Source organism: Bradyrhizobium cedriense (assembly GCF_054602315.1).
Map to the genome: position 1 here is coordinate 164,961 of NZ_JBTSWB010000007.1, position 15,702 is coordinate 180,662.

Genomic DNA, 15,702 nt, shown 5'->3' on the forward strand with positions numbered 1-15,702 from the left:
CGTTCGCGGAATGCGGCCGGCAGACCGATTCCGTATTCAGGCTCCAAGGCCCGTCCGCGGGCGCATTTTCCGGAGCCGAGAAACATGGATTCCCTCAGCCGCGGCCTTGTCGCCGACGTTCTCCTTCGTCTTCATCGGGAAGCGGAGGCGGCCGATGCGCGGCTGATGCAAGCCATGGGCAAGGCAACCGATCATCAAAGCACCATCAGCCACTTCATCGAAGCCGAGACCAGGGATCTCGCGGGGGTCTATCGCGGGCTCGCGGACAATTTTCTGAATGTATCCCCCGAATTCGGACGGTTTCTCTACGCCTGCGCCCGCGCCTGCAAGGCGACGCGCATCGTGGAGTTCGGCTCTTCGATGGGGATTTCCGCCATCTACATGGCCGCCGCCTTGCGCGACATGAGCGGCGGCCGCCTGATCGGGACCGATCTCGAGCCCGCCAAGATCGCGCGTGCACGCGTCAACCTCGCTTCGGCGGGGCTCGACGACCTGGTCGAATTTCGCGTCGGCGACGCTCGCGAGACCCTGAAAGCCGGTGTCGGCGGCGACATCGACATGGTGATGCTCGACGGCGCCTTCACGCTCTATCTTCCCGTCCTCAAGCTGCTGGAGCCGCACATGAAGCCCGGCACGCTCATCGTCGGCGAGAACGCGTTCGAAGAGGCGTCCGGCTATATCGACTACGTGCGCGATCCGCAGAACGGCTATCTCTCGCTGCCGCTGCCGTTCAACCCGGGGCGCGGCAACGAACTGAGCATCAGGACCAGGTAGTCCCGCCGCTGAGATTTCAACGATTGGAGCCAGGCTTTGAACAGGCCCGACCAACCACAGATGTTCGAACCATCGAAACCGCCGCAGGGACGGGTCACGCGCATGTTGCTGCAATGGCTGATGCGCCCTGCGTGCATCGCCAGGATCGAGGAGCTCTCGCCGCGCTTCCGATCGATCGCGCTCGAGGGCGACGCACTCAAGGCCCTCGCGTGGACCGTGGGCCAGAAGATCCAGGTCGCGATGGGATCCGGCCTGATCGCGCGAACCTACACGCCGATGTCATGGGACACGGAGAACGGCCGCACGACATTGCTGGCTTTCGCGCACGGCAGCGGTCCCGGCAGCCGATGGGCAAGCAGCTTGCGGGAAGGTGACATGTGCTGGTTCTTCGGCCCGCGCCGCTCGCTCGATCTTTCCGCCGGAAAGTCGCCCACAGTTTTGTTCGGCGATGAAACTTCGTTCGGCCTTGCTTCGGCACTCCAGGAGATCCGACAGGCAGGTGACACAATCTACGTGTTCGAAGTTTCGGATGCCGCAGAAGCAAGTCCCGTTCTGGCAGCGATCGGTCTCGGCAGTGCGACACTGATCGCGCGCAGCGCGGAGGATGCCCATCTCGCAGCCGTCGACGCCGAACTGCTGCGCTTTTCCGCAAGCGCGCATTTCGTCCTGACCGGCAAGGCCTCGTCGATCCAGCGCGTCAGCCGGGCCCTGAAAGCGGCCGGCGTCGCAACATCGCGGATGAGGACCAAGGCCTATTGGGCGCCGGGCAAGACCGGACTGGACTAACGCAAACGCCGCCAGCCGATGACGATGCCCGTGATCGAGAATGCCAGCCCGAGCGCGCAGAGCCCGACGATCAAGACGTCACGCAGACGCGGGTGTGCCATGAGGGCTGGGAAGTCCAGCGTGTGCAGCGCGCTGTAGACCCAGCGATAGGCCCGCCGCGACGCATCCAGCCGTTGCAGCACGCGACCGTCCGCGCCGTCGATGTCGAACCAGAGTTCGCCACAGCGCGAGCGATAGACAGGTGAACCCGGGAGAGCTGATCGCACGAGGTAGAAATCATCATCGGCGACGACGGACGGTGCGTCGCAGCGCGGAGCGAGGCGCGCCGTCAATGCCAATAGCTCGCGCGCGCTGAGAAATCCCGTCTGCTCATCGTGCGGCAGATCCCCTACCCTGATCAATCTCTGACCACCAAGCGCCACCCGGTCGCGCCGATAGACTGTGTCGTTGAAGCCGAACCATTCGACCTCGCGGGCCGAGGAGGATACTGACTGGCGATCGAGCGACGCGGCCTCCCTCCAATCCGGCACACCGTTGATCACGCCGGCCTCTGTCGGCGTCAATTGCCCGGGCGAGAACAGCCGTCCGTGATCCATCGAGAGCCAGCCGCTGAAGATCCAGCTCAGCACAAAGAGCATCGCCGCGAGGCCCATGAGGTGGTGCAGCGCATGCCAGCCGCGGTAGGGCGAGGAGATCCGACGTCTTCGAATCTTCACCCGCACGACCCCGAGCACCGCACCCAGCAATGCTGCGATCAATGCGAGCAGCGACAACGTCCAGACCACCCGATCCCACAGCGCCCAGTTACTTCGCAGAACCCTGGGATAGATCCAGTGCAGAACACTGCCGGCCCAATTCCAGGCGCGCTCGCTCCGCGTCGTATCAAGCACCACCTCGCCGGTCGAGGACGAGACATAGATCTCCGTTCCGGCGTCATCGTCGAGGACAGCGCGGAACAACGGCCGATGGCGATCGAAACCGTTCGGCACGCTCCATTGATCGTAGTCCCAATGCCCGACGATCGCGGCGCGTGCGGCATCGAGGCCGCGGCTGCGGGCGTGATCCCGCGCGATGGCCAGCGCGACATCGAAAGACGCGACCGAAGCGTCGGACCCATCCGAGGCGCGGACTGCGCCCGCGCGCGACAGCCCTGAAACGATGTAGACCGGTCCGTCACTCCGCTGGATCAGCCGCACGCGCGTGGCATCCGTGATCCCGCTCGCTGCCACGGCGTCTCCGACCGAAATCCTGGTCTCGCCGCGATCCACCGGCGCCAGTCCGGCAAACCGCTCCGCTTCCGTCAGCGACGGAAACGGAACGAAATGCATGACGATCCCGGTCGCGAACCACATCGCGAACAGGAGGCAGAACGCGATCCCGAGCCAGCGGTGCGAGAGGACGATCGCGCCCATCATGCGTTCAGCGCCCTACCATTTGAACGCGGCCGAGATCTCGTAGGTCCGCGGCGCGCCCAGCAGGATCTGATCGGGGTAGAACGGATCGCCCCAGATCGCGTAGCGCTTGTCAGCGATATTGCGGATACGGAAGGTCAGGCGAGCCTGGTCCACCGCATTGAACACCGTCTTGGGAATGTCGACGAAGGCGTAGACGTCGGCCACCGTGTACGCCTTCATCGTCACGACGTTGGCATCGGTGTTGTAGCGGTCGCCTATATGGCGGCCGGTGATGCCGAGTTCCACCGGCCAGGGTGTGAAGAACCGGTACGACGCGCCGGCATTGGCTACGATACGCGGCACGTTCGGCGGCGTGTTCCCCGAGAACGAGCCGCCGACGAAGTTGTAGTCGGCATAACGCGCATCGACATAGGCGATGTTGCCCCACAGCCGCAGCGGCTCGATTGGCCGCACCGAGGCGGCGAGCTCGACGCCCTTCGACTCCTGTCGTCCCGCAATATTGAGCTGCATGCCGCCGGCCGCCGCATAGACGTTCTTGCGTACGATGTCGTAGGCCGAGAACGACCATTCCGCCCTGTTGTCCCAGAACAGATGCTTGACGCCGGTCTCGTAGGTGCGCGCGGTCGTCAGGTCGAGCGGCTGGGTTGGGCTCAGCAGGAAGATGTTGTTGGCTGCGATATCCGCGCCGGTGGCGTACTGGCTGAAGAAAGTCAGGCCGGGAACGGCCTCCCAGGTGTAGCCGATGCGCCCCGTCGTCGGCACCCAGGATTTCGAGAACGGGAAGCCGGCCTTCTCCAGGCCGCTCACGTTGGTCGAATTGCGGTCGAGCCCGATATGCTCGACGCGCAGGCCGCCAATCAGCGCGAAGTTACGCGTCAGCTTCAGCCGGTCCTCGAACGACAGCGCCTCGTTGTCGATGCGCGCGGTCTGCTGCTGTGTCGTGAGCAGGCCGTAAAAGCCCCGATTGGGATCGACCAGCGAAACGGAATCACCTGGAAAGTTTGCCGCGCCGGGCCTGACGAAATCGAGATAGCTTGACGACAAGGTCGTGACCATCCGGTTGTCGAAGCCAGCGATGTTCGTGTCCCAGATCAGGTCGGTGACGTTGCCAACCAGACGCTGGCTGTGCGCGACATAGAAGCGCTCGCGATCGACCAGGTTCGTGGTGGAGTTGAACGCCTCGATCTCGTTGTTGAACCAGCTTCGTTCTGCACCGTAGCCATAGGCCTGGCTCTTCAGCGTCAGATCGGGCGTCAGCTTCAGCTCGAATCCGCCACGCAGCCAAACCTCCTGCGCGACGTTGCGATTGTCGAGAACGTTGTAGTTGGTGTTGAAGGTGCGGTCGTCGATGGTGACGGCGCCGAGATTTGTTCCGTTGTAATTCGAGACGTAATTGCCGGAGACGATGCCGCTGGTCGCGTGCGAGCCGCTGTAGGCGACGGGCACCAGCGGCGCACCCCAATACGCCTTGGAGCGATCCTCCCGGTACTCGATCGCGCCCCAGACCTTAAGACTGTCGGAGATGCGGTAATTGAGCTGGCCGGACGTGCCGAACGTCTTGACGTTGGTATCGTCGGCAAAGCCGTTGAGCGTGGAACGGCTGATGTCGAAGCGGTAGTCGAGGCCTTGCACGTTGGTGCTGCCGCCGGAGCCGTAGTGGGTCCGAAACGAATTCAGCGAGTCCCAGGAAAAATCGGCTTCGTTCCGGATCGCTCCCGTATGCGGCTGCCTGGTCACGAAGTTGATCGCGCCCCCGGCGGCACCCTCGCCCGACATCAGCGAGGCCGGCCCCTTCAGGAACTCCACGGCCTCCAGATTGGCGGTGTCGGTGATCCGCGAGGTCATGTTCTGCGGACCGATCTTGATGCCATTGTAAAGCGTGTTGATCTGGCTGTTGGTGAAGCCGCGCATGGAGAACGCTGCGGGCTCGGCCGGATTGTCGCCGGAGGTGACGCCCACCGCGCCCTGCGCCACCTCGGACACGGTGCGATAGCCCTGCTCGCGCATGGTTTGAGCCGAGATCACCTCGACGGTCGCAGGCGTTTCGCGCACCGTCAGGCCGAGCCGCGAGGCGCTTTCCGCCACTGCATTGCTGTTGAGCGGCGTCTGTGCCGCCTCATTCGGTACGACGGGTTTCGGCGCAGCAGGTGCCGTTGCCGGCCTGCGTGCAATTGCCCGGCGTGCACCCTGCGCCTCGCGGCCCGCCGGCTTGGCCTGCTTGCGGGGTTGAGCGGGCGACACCTCGACGGGCGGCAGGGGCTCGCGAACCTGTTGCGCGAAGGCGGCGGGCATATCGGCGACGACAAACGGCGTGAGCGCAGCGGAGGCGAGCAGGAAGCGGCGCGGTCGTACACTGGGGATGGAAGACACGGTTTTGGACCTCGGTATGACGTCAGTGGCACGTCACAGCGAACGAGGTCTCACCCTTTGGCCCTAAGGCCGTCCGATGAAGCCGAAATGTCTGTACTCCCCGACCGACATCTTCGCGTGTGACCACGGCTGACGGCAGGTCTCCTGGCTCGCGGGTCACGACCGCTTCGTCGCCTTCCCGGGACCGAGGACCCAGTGGCTTCTGACGAAGGATTCGCCGCTTACAGTTGCGGGGGCAGCCGCGGCATTGGGGACAATGTCCCCGCACCGCATTCCCTTTTCATCCCCTCTCGGGGAAACCGTCAAAAACCATCTAGGATTACCATCGAGACAGAGTCAATGTCGCAGTCGCGGCGTGAATGCCACAGCAGCAACTTCCTTGGAGATGAGCATGGAAGGCGAGACCTTCCTCTGGCTGATACGGCATGCGCCCGTCGACGGCGTCAAAGGGACGATCCATGCGGCCGACGCGCCGGCCGATCTCGGCGATCGCGCGCAACTGGAGAGGCTGCGGCAGTGCCTGCCGACAGGCGCTGCGAGCTATGCCAGCCCATCGCGGCGCACGGTCGAGACCGCGCAGGCGCTGGGACTGGCGCCAGAGCTAATGACTGAATTCAGCGAGCAGAATTTTGGCGACTGGACAGGCCATCGGCACGACGAACTCGCCGCGACTGAGGGTGACGCTTATACTCAGTTCTGGAGCGGCCCGGCGCATGGACGGCCGCCGGGCGGCGAGAGCTTTGAAGATCAGATCGCACGCGTCCGGCTGGGGCTCGCGCGGGTCGGCGCCGGCTCCGCAACGCTCGTCGTGCATTCCGGCACCATCCGCGCGGCGCTGTGCATTGCGCTGGATCTCACATCCGATGCGGCGCTGCGCTTCGTGATCGATCCGCTGTCGCTGACACGGATCGACCGGCTCGCCACTGGCTGGCGCGTCGTGTCGGTCAATCAGCGGCTGGCCTGAGCCGCATCAGGCTGGTCGGTCCGGCACATTGGCCTGCGCAAACGTCGCCATGCCGTTGTGGAGGCTGCACGCCGACCGCACCAGCGGCAGCGCAATCGCGGCGCCCGATCCCTCCCCGAGCCTGAGATCGAGGCTGATCAGCGGCTGCGCGTTCAGCGCGCGCAACACCAGCCGATGCCCCTGCTCTGCCGATTGATGCGAGGCGAGCTGGAACGGCCGGCAGGACTGATTGAGATGTGCCGCCGCCAGCGCCGCGACGGATACGATGAAGCCATCGATCAACACGGGAATGCGGGCTTGCGCGGCCGCGATGATCGCGCCTGACATCGCCGCGATCTCGAGGCCGCCGACGGCGCACAGGATGTTTTCCGGCGATGCGCCCGCAACGCCATGGCGCACAATCGCGTCGTCGATCACGCGCGCCTTGTGCGTACGCCCAGCGGTGTCGACGCCGGTGCCGCTGCCGGCGATTTCCTCTGCGCTCATGCCGAGCAGGCTGGCGGCGATCGCCGCCGAGGTCGTGGTGTTGCCGATGCCCATCTCGCCGAAGATCAAAAGATCGGGCCGACCCGGTTCCGCGCGAGCGACTGCGCGTTGCCCGGCCTCGAACGCAAAAGCCAACTCCGTCGGCGTGAGCGCAGGCTCGATGCTGAAATCACGCGTGCCGCTGCGCGGCTTGTCGGTGACGACGCCCGGCATCTCCTCCTGCGCCAGCGTGCCGGCGTCGACCACCTCGAGGCTGGAGCCAAGCTCGCGCGCCAGCACCGAAATCGCGGCGCCGCCGGCGGCAAAATTCACCATCATCGCGATGGTGACGGCTTGCGGATAGGCCGACACGCCTTGCGCGACGATGCCGTGATCGCCGGCGAAGACGATGATCGGCACCCGCGCGGCGCGGGGCTGCTCCGTCGCTTGCAGGCCCGCAAGCTCGATGGCCAGCTGTTCCAGCCGGCCGAGCGCGCCGGTCGGTTTGGTGAGTTGTGCCTGCCGCGCGATCGCCGCATCACGATGGTGCTCGGATATCTCAGGGCATTTCTGGTAGACCCATTCGGGGAGCATGCTGCCTCGCTTAACGCGCGCGCTTGAGAATGTAGCTGTCCATGATCCAGCCATGCCGCGCGCGCGCCTCCTGTCGCAGCGCGACGATGCGCGGCCCCACTTCGGCCAGCGCGCCGGACATGATGATCTGTTCGGGCATGCCGAGATAGGCGCCCCACCAGATGTAAATACCAGCCGGATCGAGCGACTGGAACGCCGTGCCGCCATCGAGCATCACCGCCACGGTATCGACACCCCGCGGCCAGCCGCCTTCGCGCAAGCGACGGCCTGTCGTGACCAAAAACGGCTCGCCGATATCGTTGAGCGGCAGCGCATGCGCCGCGCACAGCGCCTGGATCGAGGTGACGCCGGGCACGACTTCGATGGTCGGCAACGGATTCAGCCGGCGTGCAATGCGCAGCGAGGAATCGTAGAGCGAGGGATCGCCCCAGATCAAGAGCGCAACCTTCCCGTCGCCTTCGAGGTGATCTGCGATCGTTTGCGACCAGGCCTCGGCCACGGCGTCGTGCCAATCGTCCACGCCCTTGAGGTAGTCCGCCTCACCTGCGTCACGCACCGGCAAGTCGAACTCGGCGATGCGCGTGCTCGCGCTGGTGAGCACGTCCGCGCAGATCGTTCGCCTGAGATCGGCAAGATCGGACTTCGCCGCCCCCTTGCGCGGGATCAGGACGAGATCGGCCGCGTTGATGGCACCGATCGCGGCGCGCGTGAGCTGCTCGGGATCGCCGCAACCGATGCCTATCAGGGAGAGCGTGAGCATCGTGAGCGCGAAGGGCGGCGGCAACGGCCGCCCTTTCGCCTGTCTCTCAGGCCGCGTTGTGCAGGCGCGGGGTGACGAGGCCGGGCGCGGTGGCGCCGCGCAGCGACTTCGCCAGAGCCAGCACGCCAAGATCGGCCAGCGGCTCGATCACGATGACCAGCGCGTAGGAGGCCGCGAACGCCGCGATGCTGGCGAGGTTGGTCATGGCAAAACCGGAGCCGTAGAGCGCCCAGAACGCCACCCAGGCGACAACACCCGCTTGATAAGTCGTCGAAAGCGCCAGCGCCTGACCGTACTTCAGATCGACATAGGCCGTGTTACGCGAAATGATGCGCGTGGCGATCGCCTGGATCGCGAACAGCGGCACCAGCAGCGTGGTGACGTTCATGCCGTATTGCGGCAGGTCAGCCGGCTCGAACAACACACCCTGAAGCAACAGGCCGAACGCGAGGCCGAAGGCGGCGGGCGCAGCACCAAAGAGCAGGAACAAGGTCGAGCCGAGGATGAAGTGCACTTCGGAGACGCCGACCGGGAAATGCGGCAAGACCTGGAAGAAGATGAAGACGAGGCCCGTGGTGGCCAAGGTGCGCGCCGCGAACGAGCCGACGCCCTGCTCCCGGACGGTTTCGGCGGCAAGCTTCAGCGCGACGCCGCCTGCGGCGATGCCGGTTGCGTAACTCAGCACGAGCTTGGCGCCCGTCACGATTCCGGGTTCGATATGCATGGCTCAATCCCTTCCTGCCGTCACACCCGACGGCCTTGGCCTCAAAACGTGCAGGGCCGGTCTCCTGGCTCGCGGCTCACTGGGATTCTCCGGCCTTCCCGAGCCTTGCGGCTCAGTGGCTGATCGGAGTCCCTCACCGCTTACAGTCGCGGGGGCGGCTGGAGTTTTGAGCGCCGCAACTGGGTCCGCCCATCCCCATTCCCGATTATGCTCCGGCGCTTTGCGCCGTGTCGAGCACCATGCCTCTCCTGTGTGCCCCTTTCGCGGAGCCGGCGTCAAGGGGCGAAGGGCTGCCGCGGCCATCATCACGGATAATCCCCCGCCAGCGCGCCGAACAGGATCACGGCCGCGGTCGAAGCGGCGCCGCCCCGGGCAAGCTGTTCGGCGAGCTCGGCAATGGTGGTGCGGACCAGCCGCTCGTCGGCACGGCCGAGAGATTCGGCGAGCAGCGCGGGGGTGCTCGGGGCAAGGCCGTGCGCGATCAATTTTGCGGCAAGCGCCGGAAAGGTGCGCCGGCCCATATAAACCACAGTGGTCGCCTCCGGGTCGGCCAGCGCCACCCAATTCAGGTTGGGCGGCAGCTCGCCGGTGGCATCAGCACCGGTGATGAACTGCACCCGGCGCGAGGTATGCCGGCGGGTCAGGGGAATGCCGGCTTGCGCCGCCGCAACGCAGGCCGCGGTGACCCCGGGAACGATCTCGTAGCCGATGCCGGCTTCGCGCAGCGTCTCCAGCTCCTCTTCGAGCCGGCCGAAAATGCCGGCATCGCCCGACTTGAGCCGCACCACGCGGGCACCCGTAACGGCATAGTCGACCAGAAGACGATTGACGTGGTGCTGCTTGGTCGAGGGGCGCCCTGCCCGCTTCCCAACCGCGACGAGATTGGCGCCGGGACGGGCGAGATCGAGGATCGCGCCGGAGGCGAGATCGTCATAGAGCACGACGTCGGCCTCTCGCAGGCGTGCAGCGCCCTTCACCGTGAGCAGTTCGGGATCGCCGGGGCCGGCGGAGATGAAGGAGACGAACCCGCTCACCGGTCCTCCGCGATCAGATGAAAGAACGTGCCGGTGGCATTGCCACGCCGCGAGCCGGTCTCGGCGATGACGGCGCTCGTCGCGTCCTGCACGACCGCCAGCGGCGCATCGGGCTGCGCGACGATCGTGGAATAGTGGAACTCGTGGCCGCGCAGGCGTGCGCCAACACGATGTCCCGGCATCGGTGCAGCGAGCTCGGCGAGACGATAGCCCAGATGCATGCGACGCTTGGCAAAGCTCGTCTCGAGCCCAAGCAGCCCCGTCATCTCGTGGCTGACGCCGTCGGCGTCGGTCAAAGCGGTTCCCAGTACCATATAGCCTCCGCACTCGCCGTGGACCGGACGTGTCTCGGCGAAGGCACGCAGGCCGCTTCGAAAGCGCGCATTGGCCGCGATCTTGCCGGCATGCAGCTCGGGATAGCCGCCGGGAAGCCAGCAGACGTCGGCGCTCGCGTCGGGCGCTTCATCGGCAAGCGGCGAAAATGTCGAGATCTCGGCGCCCGCCGCGCGCCAGGCCTCCAGCATGTGTGGATAGACGAACGAGAACGCCGCATCGCGGGCGAGCGCAATGCGTTGCCCGGGTGGTGCCACGTTCAGGCCGTTCGCGGCAGGTTGCGAGGACCAGCGAGCCGCCGACCGCAGCACGGCATCGAGATCGACATGCTCGGCGACGAAGCGTGCGGCCTCGTCGATCAGCTTGCCGATCTCGGCCCGCTCCTCGGCCTGCACCAGGCCGAGGTGCCGCTTCGGCAGGCTGATCTCGGCATGACGCGGCAGCGCGCCGAACACCGTGATCCCGATCTCGTTGAGCGCACGCCGCACGAGATCTTCATGACGCGGACTGGCGACGCGGTTGAGCACGACGCCAGCAAGGCGCACGCCGGTGCGATAATCGCGAAGGCCTGCGGCGATTGCCGCCGCAGTCTGCGCCTGGCCCGATGGATCGATCACCAGAACCACTGGCCAGCCCAGCATCTCCGCAATGTCAGCGGTGGCACCGGTGCCGCAGACACCGCGTGCGGCGACGCCGTCGAACAGGCCCATCGAGCCCTCCGCGAGCACGACGTCGGCGTCCGCGCCGCGGCTGACGAGATGCGCGATTGCTCCGCGATCCATCGCCCAGCTATCGACGTTGACGGAGGCGCGCCCCGTGGCGGCGGCGTGGAACGCGGGATCGATATAGTCCGGCCCGCTCTTGAGGCACTGCACGTTCAGGCCGCGATTGCGCCAGGCGCGGGCGAGCGCCAGCGTCAGCGTGGTCTTGCCGACGCCGGAAGCGGGCGCAGAGATGACGAGCGCTGCGGCCATCACGATCCCTCCGGAAAGCGCGGCTCGGCGCCGACCGGCCGATAGCGGCGGTCGTAATCGGCGGCATAGAGACGGCTCTCGTCGAAATCCGCCGAGCCAAGCGTCCTGCCGACCAGGATCAACGCGGAGCGTTCCATCTTGCTGCCGACGGCCGCATCGAGCGTGCCGAGCGTCGCGCGGACGATGCGCTGGTCCGGCCAGCTCGCACGCCAGACGATTGCGACCGCGCAATCCGCACCGTAGTGAGGCGTCAGCTCGGCGACGACCTTGTCGAGCAGATGGATCGACAGATGGATCGCGAGCACCGCGCCGGTGGCCGCAAATGCTGCGAGCTTCTCGCCCTCGGGCATCGCGCTGGCACGTCCCGGCGTGCGGGTCAGCACCACCGTCTGGGCGAGACCCGGCAGCGTCAGCTCGGTCTCCAGTGCCGCTGCAGCAGCCGAGAAAGAAGGCACGCCCGGCGTCACCGAACAGGGAATGCCAAGCGCGCGCAGGCGGCGGAGCTGCTCGCCCATCGCCGACCAGATCGAGAGGTCGCCGGAATGCAACCGCGCGACATCCTTGCCTTCCGCATGCGCGGCGGCGATCTCCGCGATGATCTCGTCGAGCGAGAGCGGCGCGGTGTTGACGATGCGCGCACCCGGCGGGCAATGCGCCAGCACGCCCTCCGGCACCAGCGAGCCTGCATAGAGGCAGACCGGAGAGGCCGCGATCAGGTCGCGGCCGCGCAGAGTCAGCAAATCGGCAGCGCCCGGGCCGGCACCGATGAAATGCACCGTCATGCGCCGTCTCCTTCCGCGATCGCGGCGGTCGCGGTGCGATCCTGCGAGACGACACGTGGCGCAATCAGCCGCGCGCGGAGACCGGCCGCAGCGAGAGCCGCGGCCTCGGCAAGCGATCCCGTCCCGAACTTTTCCACGACGAGTTTTGACTGCGTCGCCGTGTCGATGCCGGCCAGCCTCTCGGCCGGAATGGCCTTGATCGGCAGACCGCATTCATGCGCGAGCTGCTTCAGCGCCTCCGCGTCGGCCTTGTCGCTGATGGTCGCAAATGCCGCAAGTCCTTCGGGGCCGCCGGCTGCCGCCAGCGCCTCGCGTAACGAGGCGAGTGTCACATCCTTTTTGAATCCGAGCCCGGCGACCTTCATCGGACCGCACTCCATTGCACCACCGGTCGCGTTGCCTCCCAGGAGCGATAGCGGCCGAGTGGGGCCGCATGCGCGATGTCGACCCGCATCAGCTCGCCACCATGGCTCTGGTGCAACTCGCCGAGCAGCGCCTCCGTCTCCAGCGTGACTGAATGTGCAACGAGCCGCGCTCCAGGCGAGAGGCGCGCCCAGATGGCATAGAACATCGCGCTATCAAGGCCGCCGCCGATGAAGACGGCATCCGGCGGATCCAGCGCAGCAAGCGCTTCGGGCGCCTTCCCGGTAACGATGGCGATCCGATGAGCCAATCCGAACGCGGCTGCATTGCTGTGGATGTTGGCAACGCGATCCTCGCGCAGCTCGATGGCCGTGGCCGTCCCACCGCACAGCCCCCATTCCACCGAGATCGAACCCGAACCGGCGCCGACGTCCCACAACCGTTCGCCGGGACGCGGCGCCAGCGCCGAGAGGGCGAGCGCGCGCACCGGCCGCTTGGTGATCTGGCCGTCATGGACGAAGAGCTCGTCCGACAACCCCGAACTGCGGGGAATGCCCTGGCCTCCCCGCGCCTGCACCGCTACCGCCACCAGATTGCCAGCAATATTCCCAGCAAAGAGATCGGCACGATGCTCGTCGATACGTTCGCGCGGGCCGCCAAGCGCAGCCAGAGTCCACACGAGTGAGGCGCCCCATCCGCGTTGCGTCAGCCACGTGGTGAGATCTCCGACCGCCGCTGCGTCGCGCACCAGGCATAGGATGCGTGCACCTTGCGCCAAATGCGGTATGAGACGTTCGAATGGCACCGCATGAAGGCCGAGGCACGTCACGCATTCGAGGCGCCAGCCCAGCCGCGCGGCCGCGAGCGAGAATGTCGACGGCGCGGGGTGCGCGATCCACTCGCCGCCATCAAGCATCTCGGCGAGACTCGCGCCGGCGCCATGCCAGAACGGATCGCCGGAGGCGAGCACCGCCGTCGGTCGGCCACGGCAGCTCAGCACGATCGTTGCGTCGAACGGCACCGGCCACGGGCGGCCGCGGCTGCCAACCGCCGCAAGCGCGAGATGGCGTTCACCGCCGAAGACGGTTTCAGCCTTGGCAAGCGCCTTTCGACTTGCCTCGGACAGGCCAGCGAGGCCATCTTCGCCGATACCGATGATGGTCAGCCAGGGATCAGACATGACGCGCGCCCTCATTCTGGGCGGAACGAGCGATGCAAGCCTGCTCGCAGCGGAGATCGCGCGCGCCGGCATCGACGCCGTCTATTCCTACGGCGGCCGCACCCGCGCGCCGGCCGACCAGCCGCTGCCGACCCGCATCGGCGGCTTCGGCGGCGTGACCGGGCTGGCCGATTACATTCGCCGCGAAAATATCACCCATGTGATCGACGCGACGCATCCGTTCGCGGCCGAGATGAGCCGGAACGCGATCGCGGCATGCGCGGAGACCGGCGCGCCGTTGATTGCACTGGAACGCGCGCCTTGGGCAAGAGCGACCGGTGATAACTGGATCGAGGTGGCCGACGTCAACGGGTCCGTCGCCGCGCTGCCCGAGACGCCGGCACACGTGTTCCTCGCCATCGGCCGCCAGCACATCGCGCCGTTCGCGAGCAAGCCACAGCATGCCTACACGTTGAGGTTCGTCGATCCGCCAGAGGCGCCCCTGCCCTTCGCCGCTGATGTGATCGTGTCGCGCGGACCGTTCACGCTTCAAAGCGAGCTGGAGATGCTGCGCGCGCGCGGTATCGCCTGGATCGTTGCCCGCAATTCCGGCGGCGATGGCGCACGCGCCAAGATCGACGCGGCTCGCATGCTCGGCCTGCCCGTGATCATGATCTCGCGACCGCAACTGCCGGGGCGACTGCGGGTCGAGAGCGTGGCCGAGATCATGCAGTGGCTCGGTCATCGCACCTGCCTCGGCGCATAGACCCAGCGTCCGACGCGGCGCGTCTGCGAATTGCCGACGATCACGAGCGTGCGCATGTCGGCCATTTCAGGCGTCGCTTCGTTCAGCGTGACGGTCTCGATCCCTTCGTCAGCCGCGCTGACCGCGCGCGCGAAGATCACGAGGCGCTCGCCGCAACCGGCCTTGCGAAGCACCGCAAGCGCGCGGCCAAATCCTTCCGGCCGGCTCGCCGAGCGCGGATTGTACATCGCGATGGCGAAATCGGCTTCCGCCGCGAGGCGAAGGCGTTTCTCGATCACCGTCCACGGCTTGAGATTGTCGGAGAGATTGATCGCGCAGAAATCATGTCCGAGCGGCGCGCCGGCACGCGCGGCCGCCGCCAGCATCGCGGTGATACCAGGCAGCACGCGGATCGGCAGCTCGCGCCATTGCGGCGCCTGTTCCAGCGCCTCGAACACGGCCGACGCCATCGCGAACACGCCGGGATCGCCCGAGGAGACGACGACGACCTGACCGCCTTCCGCGGCGAGCCGCAAAGCCTCGCTCGCGCGTTGCAGCTCCTCGCGATTATCGGATGGATGGAGGGTAAGCCCGGCCCGCGGCGGCACGCGGGCGACATAGGGCGCATAGCCCAGAATGTCGGTTGCTGCGGCCAGCGCCGCCGAGACTTCCGGCGTCACCAGCGCATCGCTGCCCGGGCCGAGACCCGCGATGATCAGCGTGCCCGTCATTCGGCGGCATCCAGATGCCGGCCCTTGCCGTGTACGAGTACGATCGCGAAGTACGGACAGTCAGCGGCATCGATCCCGGCGAGCCGCGCGACGCGCTCGCCCGGCATGGTGCCGCGCTCGACCAGCCAGGCATCGTCCAGCCGTCCGGCGGCCGCGAGCGCGCGGCGCACCTTCGCCAGGTTGCGCCCGGTCTTCATGATCACGAGCGCATCGGAATCGTGCATGCGCCGCTCGAGCTCGTCTTCGCCAAGCGTGCCCATCAGCACCGTGGTCACGTCGTCGCCGAGCGCGATCGGCCGTCCGACGCCATTCCAGCAGCCGACCATCCCTGGAATGCCCGCGATGACCTCGATCTCGACGCGGCCTTGCAGGCGCGTGTGCAGATGCATGAACGAGCCATAGAAGTAAGGGTCGCCCTCGCAGAGCACGATGACATCCACCGCACGCGAAAGGCGCGCCAGGCGCTCGGCCCATTCGTCGTAGAAGCCGGCGAGCAACTGCACGTAGTCGGGACTGTCGAAGGCGATCTCGGTCGTCACAGGATATTCCATCGGATATTCGGTGACGTCGGAAGCCAGCATGCCTTCGACGATGCGCCGCGCCTGGCCCGGCCGGCCCTTCTTTCGGAAATAGGCGACGTGCTTGGCGCCGCGCACCGTACGGTCGGCGCGCACGCTCATCAGATCAGGGGCGCCGGGGCCGAGACCGCAGCAGATGATGCGTCCCATG

16 protein-coding genes and 2 riboswitches are annotated in these 15,702 nt (G+C 66.6%); of the genes, 4 read left to right on the forward strand and 12 right to left on the reverse strand.

Going from position 1 to position 15,702, the window contains the following annotated elements; genetic code table 11:
- Positions 1 to 84 precede the first annotated feature (84 nt).
- Both ACYCVF_RS26280 and ACYCVF_RS26285 read left to right on the forward strand, forming a co-directional pair.
- Positions 85 to 774: an O-methyltransferase gene (locus ACYCVF_RS26280; protein ID WP_459601194.1), complete on the forward strand. Its 690-nt coding sequence runs from the start codon at positions 85 to 87 to the stop codon at positions 772 to 774.
- 60 nt (positions 775 to 834) lie between these two features.
- Positions 835 to 1,560, forward strand: coding sequence for a siderophore-interacting protein (locus tag ACYCVF_RS26285; RefSeq protein WP_459601196.1), 726 nt, complete (start codon positions 835 to 837; stop codon positions 1,558 to 1,560).
- Here ACYCVF_RS26285 and ACYCVF_RS26290 read toward each other — a convergent pair.
- The gene (locus ACYCVF_RS26290; RefSeq protein WP_459601198.1) at positions 1,557 to 2,975 is read right to left on the reverse strand and encodes a PepSY domain-containing protein; all 1,419 of its coding nucleotides are present in this window, start codon (positions 2,973 to 2,975) and stop codon (positions 1,557 to 1,559) included. The genes ACYCVF_RS26285 and ACYCVF_RS26290 overlap by 4 nt on opposite strands.
- Positions 2,976 to 2,987: 12 nt before the next feature.
- Positions 2,988 to 5,345 carry a TonB-dependent receptor gene (locus ACYCVF_RS26295; RefSeq protein WP_459601200.1) on the reverse strand — a complete coding sequence of 786 codons (2,358 nt, stop codon included), beginning with the start codon at positions 5,343 to 5,345 and terminating at the stop codon, positions 2,988 to 2,990.
- 117 nt (positions 5,346 to 5,462) lie between these two features.
- Positions 5,463 to 5,664: riboswitch (cobalamin riboswitch) on the reverse strand.
- A gap of 72 nt (positions 5,665 to 5,736) precedes the next feature.
- Here ACYCVF_RS26295 and ACYCVF_RS26300 point away from each other — a divergent pair.
- Complete coding sequence (locus tag ACYCVF_RS26300; RefSeq protein ID WP_459601202.1) at positions 5,737 to 6,309, forward strand: histidine phosphatase family protein; 573 nt, start codon at positions 5,737 to 5,739, stop codon at positions 6,307 to 6,309.
- Between the two features lie 6 nt (positions 6,310 to 6,315).
- Here the strand turns inward: ACYCVF_RS26300 and cobT are convergent, their stop codons facing one another.
- The 8 genes from cobT to cbiT all read right to left on the reverse strand — a co-directional run bounded on the left by cobT (position 6,316) and on the right by cbiT (position 13,518).
- Positions 6,316 to 7,368 (reverse strand): nicotinate-nucleotide--dimethylbenzimidazole phosphoribosyltransferase, encoded by a 1,053-nt coding sequence (gene cobT / locus ACYCVF_RS26305; RefSeq protein WP_459601204.1) that lies wholly within the window; start codon positions 7,366 to 7,368, stop codon positions 6,316 to 6,318.
- Between the two features lie 10 nt (positions 7,369 to 7,378).
- On the reverse strand, positions 7,379 to 8,128 hold the full coding sequence (cobF, locus tag ACYCVF_RS26310) for a precorrin-6A synthase (deacetylating) (protein WP_459601206.1): 750 nt from the start codon (positions 8,126 to 8,128) through the stop codon (positions 7,379 to 7,381).
- 46 nt (positions 8,129 to 8,174) lie between these two features.
- The gene (locus ACYCVF_RS26315; protein WP_459601208.1) at positions 8,175 to 8,852 is read right to left on the reverse strand and encodes an energy-coupling factor ABC transporter permease; all 678 of its coding nucleotides are present in this window, start codon (positions 8,850 to 8,852) and stop codon (positions 8,175 to 8,177) included.
- Positions 8,853 to 8,889: 37 nt separating this feature from the next.
- A riboswitch (cobalamin riboswitch) is annotated at positions 8,890 to 9,109 on the reverse strand.
- 48 nt (positions 9,110 to 9,157) lie between these two features.
- Positions 9,158 to 9,886: a uroporphyrinogen-III C-methyltransferase gene (gene cobA, locus ACYCVF_RS26320; RefSeq protein WP_459601210.1), complete on the reverse strand. Its 729-nt coding sequence runs from the start codon at positions 9,884 to 9,886 to the stop codon at positions 9,158 to 9,160.
- Entirely contained in the window at positions 9,883 to 11,193 is a 1,311-nt protein-coding gene (locus tag ACYCVF_RS26325; RefSeq protein ID WP_459601212.1) for a cobyrinate a,c-diamide synthase, read from the reverse strand. Before ACYCVF_RS26325 ends, cobA begins: the two co-directional genes overlap by 4 nt.
- Positions 11,193 to 11,975, reverse strand: a complete 783-nt coding sequence (cobM, locus tag ACYCVF_RS26330) for a precorrin-4 C(11)-methyltransferase (protein ID WP_459601214.1) — start codon at positions 11,973 to 11,975, stop codon at positions 11,193 to 11,195. The genes ACYCVF_RS26325 and cobM overlap by 1 nt, the downstream gene beginning before the upstream one ends.
- Complete coding sequence (locus ACYCVF_RS26335; RefSeq protein WP_459601216.1) at positions 11,972 to 12,340, reverse strand: cobalamin biosynthesis protein; 369 nt, start codon at positions 12,338 to 12,340, stop codon at positions 11,972 to 11,974. Before ACYCVF_RS26335 ends, cobM begins: the two co-directional genes overlap by 4 nt.
- Positions 12,337 to 13,518, reverse strand: coding sequence for a precorrin-6Y C5,15-methyltransferase (decarboxylating) subunit CbiT (gene cbiT, locus ACYCVF_RS26340; RefSeq protein WP_459601217.1), 1,182 nt, complete (start codon positions 13,516 to 13,518; stop codon positions 12,337 to 12,339). Before cbiT ends, ACYCVF_RS26335 begins: the two co-directional genes overlap by 4 nt.
- Here cbiT and ACYCVF_RS26345 point away from each other — a divergent pair.
- Positions 13,517 to 14,263, forward strand: coding sequence for a cobalt-precorrin-6A reductase (locus ACYCVF_RS26345; RefSeq protein ID WP_459601219.1), 747 nt, complete (start codon positions 13,517 to 13,519; stop codon positions 14,261 to 14,263). The genes cbiT and ACYCVF_RS26345 overlap by 2 nt on opposite strands.
- On the opposite strand, the gene cobJ is transcribed toward ACYCVF_RS26345, so the two are convergent.
- Positions 14,239 to 14,973, reverse strand: coding sequence for a precorrin-3B C(17)-methyltransferase (cobJ, locus tag ACYCVF_RS26350; RefSeq protein WP_459601221.1), 735 nt, complete (start codon positions 14,971 to 14,973; stop codon positions 14,239 to 14,241). The two genes, ACYCVF_RS26345 and cobJ, sit on opposite strands and share 25 nt — an antisense overlap.
- A complete protein-coding gene (locus ACYCVF_RS26355; RefSeq protein ID WP_459601223.1) occupies positions 14,970 to 15,701 on the reverse strand; it encodes a precorrin-2 C(20)-methyltransferase in 732 nt (243 codons plus the stop codon). The genes cobJ and ACYCVF_RS26355 overlap by 4 nt, the downstream gene beginning before the upstream one ends.
- Between the last annotated feature and the right edge of the window lies 1 nt (position 15,702).

What these genes read in the sequence shown, in the direction of transcription:
- ACYCVF_RS26335 (WP_459601216.1), bottom strand. Translation starts at nt 12,340, where the DNA reads ATGAAGGTCGCCGGGCTCGGATTCAAAAAGGATGTGACACTCGCCTCG.
- ACYCVF_RS26325 (WP_459601212.1), bottom strand. Translation starts at nt 11,193, where the DNA reads ATGGCCGCAGCGCTCGTCATCTCTGCGCCCGCTTCCGGCGTCGGCAAG.
- ACYCVF_RS26345 (WP_459601219.1), top strand. Translation starts at nt 13,517, where the DNA reads ATGACGCGCGCCCTCATTCTGGGCGGAACGAGCGATGCAAGCCTGCTC.
- ACYCVF_RS26290 (WP_459601198.1), bottom strand. Translation starts at nt 2,975, where the DNA reads ATGATGGGCGCGATCGTCCTCTCGCACCGCTGGCTCGGGATCGCGTTC.
- ACYCVF_RS26300 (WP_459601202.1), top strand. Translation starts at nt 5,737, where the DNA reads ATGGAAGGCGAGACCTTCCTCTGGCTGATACGGCATGCGCCCGTCGAC.
- cobM (WP_459601214.1), bottom strand. Translation starts at nt 11,975, where the DNA reads ATGACGGTGCATTTCATCGGTGCCGGCCCGGGCGCTGCCGATTTGCTG.
- ACYCVF_RS26280 (WP_459601194.1), top strand. Translation starts at nt 85, where the DNA reads ATGGATTCCCTCAGCCGCGGCCTTGTCGCCGACGTTCTCCTTCGTCTT.
- ACYCVF_RS26355 (WP_459601223.1), bottom strand. Translation starts at nt 15,701, where the DNA reads ATGGGACGCATCATCTGCTGCGGTCTCGGCCCCGGCGCCCCTGATCTG.
- ACYCVF_RS26315 (WP_459601208.1), bottom strand. Translation starts at nt 8,852, where the DNA reads ATGCATATCGAACCCGGAATCGTGACGGGCGCCAAGCTCGTGCTGAGT.
- cbiT (WP_459601217.1), bottom strand. Translation starts at nt 13,518, where the DNA reads ATGTCTGATCCCTGGCTGACCATCATCGGTATCGGCGAAGATGGCCTC.
- ACYCVF_RS26285 (WP_459601196.1), top strand. Translation starts at nt 835, where the DNA reads ATGTTCGAACCATCGAAACCGCCGCAGGGACGGGTCACGCGCATGTTG.
- cobT (WP_459601204.1), bottom strand. Translation starts at nt 7,368, where the DNA reads ATGCTCCCCGAATGGGTCTACCAGAAATGCCCTGAGATATCCGAGCAC.
- cobJ (WP_459601221.1), bottom strand. Translation starts at nt 14,973, where the DNA reads ATGACGGGCACGCTGATCATCGCGGGTCTCGGCCCGGGCAGCGATGCG.
- cobF (WP_459601206.1), bottom strand. Translation starts at nt 8,128, where the DNA reads ATGCTCACGCTCTCCCTGATAGGCATCGGTTGCGGCGATCCCGAGCAG.